Raw genomic sequence first — 11,631 nt, forward strand, 5'->3', positions numbered from 1 at the left:
AAAAAATCCCGCAGGCAGGAAGGTCCCGCCCTCCACCGCACCCATGGGCTGCGCTCTGCTCCTCTTTCCGGTCAAGGCCGGTCCTGCGGCGAGCCCGCTGGTCTGTGCGAGTGGTTTCGACAAGTTACCATTAAATAATATAACACAATTCGACGAAAAAAGAAAGTGGGAACCGCCGTCTTTTCACGCAGTTCCCACTTTTTTTCACGTTCTCAGGGGGTCACGGGCGGTTTCCAGCGGGGCTTTGCGGCCCGCTGCTCCCGCAGCCGGAGGAAAAACGCCTGCAGCAGCGCCTGCGCCTCCTCCGCCCGCAGACCGCCCTCCACCACCGGATGGTGGTTGAAGGGCAGGGCGAACAGGTCGGTCACACTGCCGCAGCACCCGGCCTTGGTATCCGCTGCGCCGTACACCACCCGCCTGATCCGGCTGTTGATGATGCCGCCGCTGCACATGGGGCAGGGCTCCAGCGTAACGAACAGCTCACACTGCCACAGCCGCCAGCCGCCCAGCTTTTTGCAGGCCGCGTCAATGGCCAGCAGCTCGGCGTGGTGGAGGGCGTTTTTCTCGGTCTCGCGGGTGTTGTGGGCAGCGGCGATGATCTCGCCGTTCCGGGCCACCACCGCGCCCACGGGCACCTCGCCCAGCGCGGCGGCCCGTGCGGCCTCCTCCAGCGCCGCGCCCATCAGCTCATAGTCGGTCATCCCATTCCCCTTTCTGCCAGCGCCCGGGCCAGCACCAGCCCATTGTTCAGGATATGCAGCACCACCCCGGGTGCAGGACTGTCGGTCTGCTCTGCGGCCCACCCGAAAATGAGCCCCATGCCCAGCGCGTAGCACTTTTCGGTCAGCGTTCCGTGCAGGGCCGCAAAGAGCACAGCCTGGCAGAGGTTTGCCGGATGCTCCCCCAGCGGCCGCAGCAGGCGCAGCAGCGCCCCCCGGAACACCAGCTCCTCGGCCAGCGGCAGCACCAGCAGGCTGCGCAGCGTGCCGGGCACGCCCTGCGGCAGCTCTGCCGCCCCGCCGGGAACCAGCACACACCAGACCGCCGCCAGCCCGGCCCAGGCCAGTGCCGCGATGCCTGCCGCCCGCAGGCGGCGGTTCTGTTCTGACATCTTCTCCGTCCCCTCTCCGTTTGGGGGTGCGCTGTTCCGCTGCTTCGGGCGCACAGCGCACCGCCCCGCAATGCCTGATGCCCATTGTATCATGTTCCGGCCCGTTTGTGCAAGAAAACGAAGCGGAATTGCGAAAATACGAAGAAATATTGATTCAAACAATTGACATTTCCCGTTGTCTCTGGTATATTCCTATACGACTTTTTGATTGATTTGGTCGGGTTATCCGCTCTTGGCCCCGTTGGAGGTATTACTATGATCCGCATTCTTACCGATTCCGCATCCGACATCCTGCCCGCTGAAGCCGAGCAGCTGGGCGTGACCGTCATCCCCCTGAACGTCACCCTGGAGGACGGCACCGTGCTCCGGGACGGCGTGGACATGACCCCCACCGTGTATTACGGCGTGATGGCCCGCTGCCACAAGCTGCCCACCACCAGCCAGCCCAGCCCCGAGCTGTTCCAGCGCTTCTTCCTTGAGGCGGCTGCCGCCGGGGACGAAGTGGTGGGCATCTTCCTCTCCCATGAGCTGTCCGGCACCTGCCAGTGCGCCCGGCTGGCCGCAGACATGGCCAATGTGGATAATGTCCTCTTTGTGGATTCCGAGAACGTCTGCCTGGGCGAGAGCCTGCTGGTGCGGCTGGCTGTTCAGCTGCGGGATGCCGGAAAGACTGCCGGGCAGATCGCCGCCACCCTTGAGCACGCCAAGGAGCATCTGCATCTGGTGGCTGTCATCGACGACCTGAAGTATCTGCGCAAGGGCGGCCGCCTGCCCGCCGCCGTGGCCGTGGCCGGTGGGATGCTGGGCATCAAGCCCCTCATCACCATCAAGGAGGGCAAGGTCGTTATGGCGGGCAAGGCCCGGGGCCTGCCCGGCGCTTACGTTGCCCTGTTCAAGAAGATCGAGGAGCTGGGCGGCATCAGCACCTGCGCCGACGCGCTGGCCGGTTACACCCTCGCCCCCCGCGAGGTGCAGCCCATCCAGACCTACCTGCAGGAGAATCTGGGCCGGAACGAGGCCCTTGTGCGCCAGATCGGCTGCGTCATCGGCACCCACGCCGGCCCCGGCGCGTTCGGCCTGGCCTTCCTCGATGAAGGCTTCACCTTCTGATCTTACCCAATCAAAAAGAGGAACTGCTTTCCCGGCAGTTCCTCTTTTTTGTTGGTTCATTCGTGTCCGATCTTCGACCAGTCGATCTCTTCGGCATCTACAAAGCCGCTGTCCTTCGCTTCCTCCAGCTGCTTTGCTTCCTCTGTGGTCAGCTTGGTGAAATCCGGGTCCCATGCCAGTACCAGCTTTTTGATCAGCTCGTAGGCAAGGTTCTTGTCCGGGTCCGGCAGCATATCGATCATGTGTGCTGCATTCATTGCAATTTCAGACATCCTGCCACCTCCTTATTTATAGATATCGCCACGATTCCCGATATCCAGCACCAATAGAATCTCCAGCGCGTCTTCCTCTCCGTACCGGTAAAGCACGCGCCAGCTTCCGACCCGGAGCCGCATTGTTCCATCCTTCAGTCCCTGCATCACCTTGATATCACCTGCTGGCGGTTTCAGGGTCAGCCCCTCAATGCCTGCAACGATGCGAAGCACGGACCTTTTGTCCAGCTTATTCAGGAACTTCATGGCGTTCTTCGAGTAGCGGATCTTCATAACATCATCCTCAGCGCTCGTTTTTTCTGCGGGCCTCTGGCCCTATTATAGTCCATTCTCCTGCAAACGTCAATTGTTTTTTGCCGAAGATCCGTTCATTACAGCACCGCGTCCGAGACGATCTTGCCCAGCAGGAGCACCAGCACCACAAGCATCATGGGGCGGATGAACTTTGCGCCGTTCTTGAGGGCGAAGTGGGAGCCCAGCAGGTTGCCCACAATGCCGCTGACGGCACAGGGGATGCCGATGGAGAACACCACCAGCCCGCTGGAAAGATACGTTACCAGGCTGGCGTAGTTGCTGGCAAGGTTGAGCACCTTGGCGTTGCCGCCCGCCGTGCGCAGGTCAAAGCCCATCAGGGTGGTAAAGGCAATGATGGCAAAGGTGCCGGTGCCCGGGCCAAAGATGCCGTCGTACAGGCCGATGCCCAGCCCGATGGCAAGGGCCAGCACCGCCTTTTTGGCGTTCAGGGTGCCGTCGTCCCGGTTCTCGTCGGGCAGGTCCCGCCGCCAGAGGATGAGCACCGCCGCCACCGGCAGGATGATGAGCATCATGGTGCGAAGCACCTGATCGCTGAGCAGGAGCACGATGTGGGAGCCCAGTGCGCTGCCCACAAAGCTGCCCACAGCCGCCAGCAGGCCGACCCGGATGTTCATGGCTCCCTTCTGGAAGAACTGCGCCGTGGCAAAGGTGGTGCCGCAGGCCGCGCTGAATTTATTGGTGCCGTAGGTGTAATGCACCGGCAGGCCCGCAAACAGGTAGGCGGGCAGGCTGATCAGGCCGCCGCCGCCCGCCGCCGAGTCCACAAAGCCCGCAAACCCGGTCATCAGCATCAGAAACAGCAGCATTGGCAATGATAATGTAATTTCCATTCGTTCTACTTTCCTACTCCTTATGTACTTCTTTGCGAAACCTCTCCGTCACCGCAGCGTGAACCTGGCGCAAAGCGCCTGAGAGGTTTACTTCAGATACAGCTTTCCCTCGCAGGCCAGGATCTGATCCAGAATCATCCGGGACACCCGGGCACCATAGACCATGGCGGGGTGGTCGTTGTACTCGATGATGTCATGGAACTCCTTGTTCATCAGAACGATCACATACTCGCCGTAGGGGGTGTGGATGATGCCGCCGTCGTTGCGGCAGGCGTTCATGCTGCCGCTCTTGCTGGCCACCCAGATAAGCTCCGGCTCACCGGTCTCCTCGCAGTCCAGATAGAACTGGGGGAAATCGTGGGTCAGCATGGTGTTGTAGTGCTGCTGGCGGAAGATGCCCAGCATGGCGGCGCTGGCTTCTTTGCTGACCAGCGTGCCCTTTGCCACCTGCGCAAACAGGGCGGCGTAGTCCCGGGGCGTGGTGGTGCCCAGCTTGTCGTAGCGGTCAAAGTGGAGGGGGTTGTGCAGGACGGTGTGCCCAAAGCCCAATTCCCGGATACAGGCATTGATGGTGTCCAGCCCCAGGTAATCAATGATCATATTGGTGGCGATGTTGTCCGAGCAGATGATCATCATGGTGGCGGTGTCCTTCACCTTGAGCTTTGCCCCCACGCCCAGGGCCCGGAGCATCCCGGAGCCGTCCACGAACTGGCTGGCCTCGTAGGTGATTTCCTCCTCCAGGTCAGCCCTGCCCCGGCTGGCCTGCAGATACAGCACCGCCAGAATAAACGCCTTGATGGTGGAGGCCGTCTCGAACTCCTCGTCGGCACCGATCTCCACCGTGCTGCCGCGCAGGTCGTCCACAAAAACGCTCATCCTGCCCTGATAGGAATAGAGCTCTGCGGCAATGCGCTTTTCCAATGTCATATTCTGATCCATCTGGAATTCCTCAACTTTTCTATACTTTCCGTTATACTTCATTCTTACCGTTAAGACATAATTATCATTGAAAACATTGATTTCATTGGTTCTCATTGATTCTAGTGCAATGATGAGCAATGATTTCAATGAATTCAATGAATTCAATGAATCTTTTGATACTAACGGTGATTACAGGTTGTTTTCAAAGAAACGCTGTGCGTTGCGGAAGAAGATGGCTTCCACCTCATCCTCGGTGAAGCCCTCTTTCCGCAGGGCATCGGCCAGCAGGGGCATTTTGGAGCAGTCGCTCAGTTCCAGCTTGCCGCCGATGCCGTCAAAGTCACTGCCCAGACCGATGATCTCAATGCCGCCCACCTGCTTGAAATGAGCCGCGTGTTTGGCCATCAGGGCCGTGGTGCTGCGGCACAGGTCGGGGCTGGGCTGGTCATCCAGAAAGCCCGCGCAGTAGTTCAGGCCCACCAGACCGCCTTTTTCCGCCATGACCCGGATCATCTCATCGGTCAGGTTGCGGCAGTGGGGGGCCAGGGCGCGGCAGTTGGAGTGGCTGGCCGCAAAGGGGCGGGTGCTGTGCTCCGCAATGTCCCAGAAGCCTTTATCGGACAGGTGGCTCACATCGGCAATGATGTGCAGGCGCTCCATCTCGGCCAGGAACTCGAAGCCTTTCTCCTTCAGGCCGGTCTCGGTGTTGGGCATACAGGGCCAGATGGGGCCGTTGCCGGGCACCACGTTGGGGCTGGCCAGCTCGTTTTCGTGGTTCCAGGTCAGGGTCATCATCCGCACGCCCAGCTCGTACATCCGGCGCAGCACGCCCAGACTGCCCTTGCAGCAGCCTGCTTCCTCAATGGTCAGCATTCCGCTGATCTTGCCCGCCTCGGCGTTTTTGCGGATATCCTCGGGGCGGTAGACAGGGGCGATCCTGTCGGAATACCGCTCCATCATCCGCTTGAACACGTCGATCTCTTCCAGCGCCGTCACCAGCGGGTCCGCGCCTGGGGTGGGGTCGGCCAGATTCACAAAGGCGGCAAAGCACTGGAGCATGTAGTCGCCCTTCTCCAGCTTTTCCAGATCGATGTGGCCGTTGTTGCGGGCAAAGGTCTGCCCGTCGCCCCGCATCTCCGCGCGCCGCAGCTCGCTCAGGGTGTCACAATGTAGATCAAAGACTTTCATGGATTGTTCTTCCTCCTATAACATCCTCGCCCTCTCAGTCAAAGCCTGACGGCTTTGACTGAGAGGGTGAGTTACTTTATCAGAACACACTCCCCACCGCATACAGACTCCTGACCAGATCTTCCCGGTACAGCGGGTCGGCGGGGTCAAGGCTGTTGATGACCACGCCGCCGCTGGCGGATGCGCCGGTGGAGTGGATGTAGCGGCCCTCGCCAAGGTAAAGGGCGATATGGCCGGGGAAATAGAGGGCATCGCCCCGCTTTTTGTCTGCAAAGGGGATCTGGTGCATGGGCCAGCCCTCCACGATCCTGGCATCCCGGTAGATGAGCACGCCGCACTGCATATAGGCGCTGCTGACAAGGCCGGAACAATCAATGCCCCGGCCCGATTTGCCGCCCCAGCGGTACTCGGTGCCCAGATACTTTTTCGCCTGCGCGCAGACGGCATCCCGGAACGCTTCCTCGTTGCCGTCGTACCACGCCTGCAGTGCCTGCGGCACCAGCTCCCCGGCGGTAATATTCCGGGCCTCGGCCAGCGCGTCATCAAAGGCCAGCCCCTCCCGCTGGGAGAACACGGCGGTCATCTCAAACCGCACCGGCTCCAGCGCCACGTCCCGGACATAGCCGGTGCGGCCATCCAGCAGGGCCACCCTGGCCCAGCCGGTGTGGGCCAGGGCTTCCTCGGGCGGTTCGGGCAGGCGGCAGAGCAGGCAGCCCCTCTCCAGCTCCAGCATCCGCACCCCCTGCACCTTGGGCAGGCTGAGCACATCGGTGGCACGGCCCACCAGCACCAGCGGCTGGGACAGGTAGTCCCGCAGCGCATCCTCGCTGACAAATTTCAACGCATCCCGCCGGACAAAGCCGTGGTAGCCGTAAAAGGTGACCACCTCGGCCACCTCCGGGGAGAGGGGCACTCCCTCGGCGGTCACGCCGCCGGGGGCGGTGCGCACCTGACAGGCCTGACCGTACAGGCCCTCGTCCCCGATGGTGGAAACAAGGCCCGCCTCGCTCTGTTTGGTGGTCTGGGGCAGGTCGTAAATGGTCACGACAGGCCGGGCAAATAGGGCGTATTGCATCATTCGGTTCCCTCCAACAAATTCAGCAGCTCCTCCGGCTTCATGCGCAGGATGGCACCATCCGCGCTGCCGGTGACGGTCTCGGCCAGATCCTGCTTGGCCTGCTGCAGCTCCACGATCTTTTCCTCAATGGTGTCCTGGGCGATGAGCTTATACACCTGCACCGGGTTCTGCTGGCCGATGCGGTAGGCACGGTCGGTGGCCTGATTCTGGGCCGCCACGTTCCACCACGGGTCGTAGTGGATGACGATATCGGCGGCGGTCAGGTTCAGGCCGGTGCCGCCTGCCCGCAGGGAGATCAGGAACACGCTGGCCTCGCCGCCGTTGAAGCGGCGCACCAGCTCGGCACGCACCGGCTTGGGGGTGGAGCCCTGCAGGGTGAAGTGGCTCACGCCCTCCGCGTCCAGCCGCTTGGCCAGCAGCTCCAGCATGGAGGTGAACTGGCTGAACAGCAGGATACGGTGCCCACTCTCCACGGCACTGGTGACCAGCTCGATGCAGGCATCCAGCTTGGCGCTGCCGCCTGTCCAGTTGTCGGCAATGAGCCGGGGGTCGCAGCAGATCTCCCGCAGCCGCATGAGGACGGCGAACACCGCCATCTTGTCCTCGGGCTTGGCGGCCCGCAGCTTCTCCCGGGCATCCACCACGGCGGCAAGGTAGAGCTTGCGCTGCTCCTCCTCCAGCTCGATGCGGTAGACGTTCTCTGTCTTGGGGGGCAGCTCCTTCAGCACCTCGGACTTCATCCGGCGCAGGATGAACGGCCCGGTGAGCTGGTTCAGCCGCCGCACCGCCGCCGGATCGTTTTCCTGCGTGATGGGCTTTTCAAACCGGCTGCAGAAGCTCTTGTAGGGCGGCAGGTAGCCCGGCATCAGGAAGGAGAAGATGCTCCACAGCTCACCCAGGCGGTTCTCCACGGGGGTGCCGGTCAGTGCAAAGCGGACACGGCTGTTCACCCCGCACACCGCCTTGTATTTCTGGGTGGTGTGGTTCTTGATGGCCTGGGCCTCGTCCAGGATGCAGGCGTAGAATTTCTGGCTCTCGTACAGGGTCTCGTCGCGGCGGAGCAAGTCGTAGCTGGTCACCACCACGTCGGCCCCGTCCCACTGCTCGGCCAGCTGGGCCCGGTGGGCGGCATCCCCGTCCACCACAACGCAGTTCAGCTCCGGCGTGAACTTCTGGCATTCCTCGGCCCAGTTCAGCACCAGCGAGGCCGGGCAGACGATGAGGCTGGGCAGGGGGTTCCCACCCTGCTCCCGGAGGGCCAGCAGATAGCTGAGCACCTGTACCGTCTTGCCCAGACCCATATCATCCGCAAGGATGCCGCCCATGCCGTAGCCATCCAGCGTGCGGAGCCAGCGGTAGCCGTCCCGCTGGTATTTTCGCAAAACTTTTTGTAGAGACGCGGGCGGTGTATACTCGCTGTCTTTTACCGCGTGGAAGCTCCGGCTGAGCTGGCGGAAAGCATCGTCCCGGTTGAAGCGGATGCCGTTCTGCCCCGAAAGCGCCCAGTCCAGACTGGGGGCCCGGTACAGGGGCAGCCGGGCGTGGGCCTGGCCCAGTTTGGCCCCGGAAAGCTCCAGCGTCTCGTTCAGCTCGTCCAGCACCTCCATGGAATCGTCCAGCCGGAGCAGACGGCCATCGCGCAGGCGGTGGTAGCGCTTTTTCTGGTGGAGCGATCTCAGCAGGGCTTTCAGCTCTCCCACCGGGAACTCCCCCGTGTCCACCTCCAGGTCGAGCACGCTGCCGTGCACCGACACCCCCACCGAGATCTTCGGCGGTGCGGCCTGCATACTGCGGAAGGCATCGGTCAGGTAGACCTCGCCCTCAGCCAGCAGGGCCGGGATGCCCTCATCGAGGAAGCGGTAGACTTCATCCTCCTCATAGGCATCGTAGTGGGCGGCAAGGCCGTTGCCCATGGTGTCTGGCCCCGGCTCCAGATACCGCCCCAGCAGCCGCCCGGCCCGCTGTTCGGCGCGGGCATCCCGCAGCAGACCGGCAGGCCCCGGTTCCTCCGGTGTGACGCGGTCCTCGCCGTACAAAAATTCAAGGTGCGCCCGCACCGTTTCCCGCGTGGGCGCGTCGAGATAAAACTGCACCACCGGCTCCAGCGGGATCTGATTCAGCAGCAGGCGTTCGGGGTCCTCAATGGTCACCCTGCTGCCCAGCTCCGGCAGGACGTAGCTGCAAAAGGCGGTGGCATCCCCGGTGGTAAAGAACAGGCTCTTGCCGCACAGCGCCTCAAGGGCGGGCCGCATCCGGGCGCTTTCGGCCCGGTCCAGCTGCCAAATCGTATCCTCACTGTATAAATAGTCGTTGTCTAAACCCGTTTTCCATCCCAACGCGGGGGTCACGGACACCTCCACGCCGCCCCGGCGCTTTTCCACCCGCATGGTCAGGGCCGGGATGCCGGTCTTGAGGGTGTAGCCGCCCAGATTGCCGGTGGGGGCATAGAGGGCCACCAGACCGTCAAAGATCTCACCGTTCAGCGGGATGCCCCCGGCAGGCCCGCTGCGGGGCGCATTGCCGTAGCTGCGCAGGGCCGCCTCGGCCCCTTCCTTTGCGCTGAGCTGCCGCCGCAGCAGGCGGAGCAGCTGCTGTGCCTCCGGGGCAAAGGCCTCCCAGCTGTGCTGGAATTCCAGCGCCTTGCCGTAACTGATGAAGCCGTGCTTCTCCACGGCCCGCAGCAGGTCCGGGATGCTCTTTACCACATACTGCCGCCCGCCGTCTGCCGAGATGCGCAGCCGCAGCCAGGGCAGCTCCCCGGGCAGCAGGGTCAGCTCCGGCTCCAGCTCTGCGGAATGGGGGCGCAGCTCCGCGTGGCCGGTCACGCCGTCCACCTCGGCCAGTGCTCCCTCCTGATAGGCCCGGAGCAGCCGCCGTGCCTCGTAGTCAGATTCCGGTTCCTCGCCCCGCCACTTCTTGCCGAACAGCATTTCCAGGCTGGAGGCATAGCTGTCCCTGCGGGGCTGCTCCTCAGGCTGGGGCGTTTGCAGGTTGGCCGTGCCCCGCACCACGCCCGGGATGCTCTCCGGGCTCTCCGAGGGCTTCTGCGGCGCTCTGCCGGAAAGGCCCTGACTCTCGCTGTCCCACATCAGCAGCGCGCCGATGTGCTTGCAGCAGGGCCCCTCGCCGTTTTCGTTGTAAGGGCAGGAGCAGCTGGCGCTGACAAAGCTGCCGTTTTCCCGCAGCCAGACCTGGGTCTGGTACAGGCTCCGCCCGCCGCCGCGCACGTCGGCGCTCAGGTGGCGCACGCCGTTCCCGGCCACTTCGCAGTTCAGATCCTGTATCCGGTCCGTGTAGGCCTTGGCCCGCGCGAATACCGTGCCGCCCAACAGGTAGCGGATCTCTTCCATGTCCATCCGGGGTCTCCCTCCCTCTGCAATGCTCTATTGGTTAAGCATACCGCACCGGCGGGCGGGATGCAAGGCTTTTGCAGAAAAAATCCGCCGCCTCTTTTGCAGGGACAGCGGAAGGAAGCCTTATGTATAAATCTGATAGATATTTTCAATTTGATACGGGTCACTCAGCAACACCCTGCCATCCGACAACACCGTAAGTTCATCCCCTACCGCAAGGTCTTCCAGCTTTGCTTGCTTTCCACTTTTTGTCCGCAGCTTTTCTGAAACCTTGTGGAACGCATATAGCTTCCCGTTTTTTTCTTCCGCCATCAGAAAATCATTTTTCTCGTCAATTGCAGTGACGGTAACTGCCGTATAGGTGCTGACTGACGCTAGAATTTCCTCGATTTCCTGATAAACTGCCTTTCCTCCCGGAAAAACGTATGCCTTTTTCCCGTTGACCAAACAGATTCGGCTGTCCGCATAAAACGCAAGCCAGACCTTCGCCTCGTCGTCGCTGCCGAATTGAAGGACCACATCCTGCCCACCCGCATCGAAGGTATCCTGATTGATGCAGGGCAGGTAGAGTTTCTTTCCTAGATATTCTTCGAGCGCCTGATACAGCTCCGTCGAAGCATCGGTCTGGAGATCGTTCATCTCCACATCGCCCCGGAACGAATTCAGGTTCATTTCCGCCACGGCAAGCGTATCGCTTTCCCGGATGGGCTTGGTAATCTTCTGCACCCGGTACACTGCAAGGGAGCCGAATGCCACGCACAGAAACAGCATCACCCCGGCAGCCGCCAGAATGCGCTTGTGCTTTTTGCTCACTTTCACCGAAAAAAGAACGCCCACAAAGCACACTGCCATTGGCAGCAGACACATGACCCAGTCCATCGTTTCATCTCCCTCGCGGTAGTTTCTTTCATTATACCGGAAGCCGTGCAAAAGTGCAACAAACGCGCACTGATATTCCGACATAAACACAGCGGCCCCGCTTACGCTGGTTTTCCCAGCGCGGTGGAGCCGCTTTTTATGCCGTTATTGGGAGATACGGTAATGTCCCACAATGTCCGTTCGCTTTTCCAGAATGTCCTGTTCGTAAGCAGTCTGCCACGGATCGTTATGATGGATCACATAGGGCACACCGTCCCAGTTCCGCCGATCAGAAACGATGCCGATATGCTTTTCAAAGATCACGATGTCACCGCCCTGCCACTGCTCCACATCTCACGGCACATTCCTCCCTTTGTATAGAACACGAATCCGAATGTTATTTCAGTGCACTTCGTCAAATTTACGAAACAAAAAACGCCTCAGGAAAAATCCTGAAGCGTTCTGTTCAAGTCGGCGACTACCTATTTTCACGCGCCGTTTCCAGCGAACTATCTTGGGCACGAGTGAGCTTAACTTCTGTGTTCGGAATGGGAACAGGTGGAACCTCACCGTCATCGTCACCGACCAATATGAC

Annotated in this window: 12 protein-coding genes and 1 rRNA gene; 1 reads left to right on the forward strand and 12 read right to left on the reverse strand. The window is 61.3% G+C overall.

Annotated elements, in window-relative coordinates; translation table 11 throughout:
• Positions 1 to 212: 212 nt before the first annotated feature.
• The gene (locus P0G09_RS08625; RefSeq protein WP_156070441.1) at positions 213 to 701 is read right to left on the reverse strand and encodes a nucleoside deaminase; all 489 of its coding nucleotides are present in this window, start codon (positions 699 to 701) and stop codon (positions 213 to 215) included.
• A complete protein-coding gene (locus P0G09_RS08630; protein ID WP_097772959.1) occupies positions 698 to 1,111 on the reverse strand; it encodes a CPBP family intramembrane glutamic endopeptidase in 414 nt (137 codons plus the stop codon). Before P0G09_RS08630 ends, P0G09_RS08625 begins: the two co-directional genes overlap by 4 nt.
• Positions 1,112 to 1,366: 255 nt before the next feature.
• Between P0G09_RS08630 and P0G09_RS08635 the strand changes: the two genes are divergently transcribed.
• Positions 1,367 to 2,221 (forward strand): DegV family protein, encoded by an 855-nt coding sequence (locus P0G09_RS08635; protein ID WP_035393397.1) that lies wholly within the window; start codon positions 1,367 to 1,369, stop codon positions 2,219 to 2,221.
• Between the two features lie 56 nt (positions 2,222 to 2,277).
• Here the strand turns inward: P0G09_RS08635 and P0G09_RS08640 are convergent, their stop codons facing one another.
• The 10 genes from P0G09_RS08640 to rrf form a co-directional block, all read right to left on the reverse strand.
• Positions 2,278 to 2,493 carry a hypothetical protein gene (locus tag P0G09_RS08640; RefSeq protein WP_005930220.1) on the reverse strand — a complete coding sequence of 72 codons (216 nt, stop codon included), beginning with the start codon at positions 2,491 to 2,493 and terminating at the stop codon, positions 2,278 to 2,280.
• A 12-nt stretch (positions 2,494 to 2,505) separates the two neighbouring features.
• On the reverse strand, positions 2,506 to 2,766 hold the full coding sequence (locus P0G09_RS08645; protein ID WP_275252457.1) for a type II toxin-antitoxin system RelE/ParE family toxin: 261 nt from the start codon (positions 2,764 to 2,766) through the stop codon (positions 2,506 to 2,508).
• Positions 2,767 to 2,864: 98 nt separating this feature from the next.
• A complete protein-coding gene (locus P0G09_RS08650) occupies positions 2,865 to 3,638 on the reverse strand; it encodes a TSUP family transporter (protein WP_097772962.1) in 774 nt (257 codons plus the stop codon).
• 87 nt (positions 3,639 to 3,725) lie between these two features.
• The gene (locus tag P0G09_RS08655; protein ID WP_005930230.1) at positions 3,726 to 4,577 is read right to left on the reverse strand and encodes a serine hydrolase; all 852 of its coding nucleotides are present in this window, start codon (positions 4,575 to 4,577) and stop codon (positions 3,726 to 3,728) included.
• Positions 4,578 to 4,748: 171 nt separating this feature from the next.
• Entirely contained in the window at positions 4,749 to 5,747 is a 999-nt protein-coding gene (locus P0G09_RS08660) for a dipeptidase (protein WP_097772963.1), read from the reverse strand.
• Positions 5,748 to 5,826: 79 nt separating this feature from the next.
• On the reverse strand, positions 5,827 to 6,825 hold the full coding sequence (locus P0G09_RS08665) for a C40 family peptidase (RefSeq protein WP_275252458.1): 999 nt from the start codon (positions 6,823 to 6,825) through the stop codon (positions 5,827 to 5,829).
• Positions 6,822 to 10,181 (reverse strand): DEAD/DEAH box helicase, encoded by a 3,360-nt coding sequence (locus P0G09_RS08670; protein WP_275252459.1) that lies wholly within the window; start codon positions 10,179 to 10,181, stop codon positions 6,822 to 6,824. The genes P0G09_RS08665 and P0G09_RS08670 overlap by 4 nt, the downstream gene beginning before the upstream one ends.
• Positions 10,182 to 10,301: 120 nt before the next feature.
• Complete coding sequence (locus P0G09_RS08675) at positions 10,302 to 11,015, reverse strand: hypothetical protein (RefSeq protein ID WP_275252460.1); 714 nt, start codon at positions 11,013 to 11,015, stop codon at positions 10,302 to 10,304.
• 186 nt (positions 11,016 to 11,201) lie between these two features.
• A complete protein-coding gene (locus P0G09_RS08680; RefSeq protein ID WP_342760526.1) occupies positions 11,202 to 11,387 on the reverse strand; it encodes a DUF1287 domain-containing protein in 186 nt (61 codons plus the stop codon).
• 118 nt (positions 11,388 to 11,505) lie between these two features.
• Positions 11,506 to 11,622 (reverse strand): 5S ribosomal RNA (gene rrf, locus P0G09_RS08685).
• Positions 11,623 to 11,631: the final 9 nt, after the last annotated feature.

The sequence above is a fragment of the Faecalibacterium sp. DFI.5.82 genome (assembly GCF_029076575.1).
GTDB lineage: Bacteria > Bacillota > Clostridia > Oscillospirales > Ruminococcaceae > Faecalibacterium > Faecalibacterium duncaniae.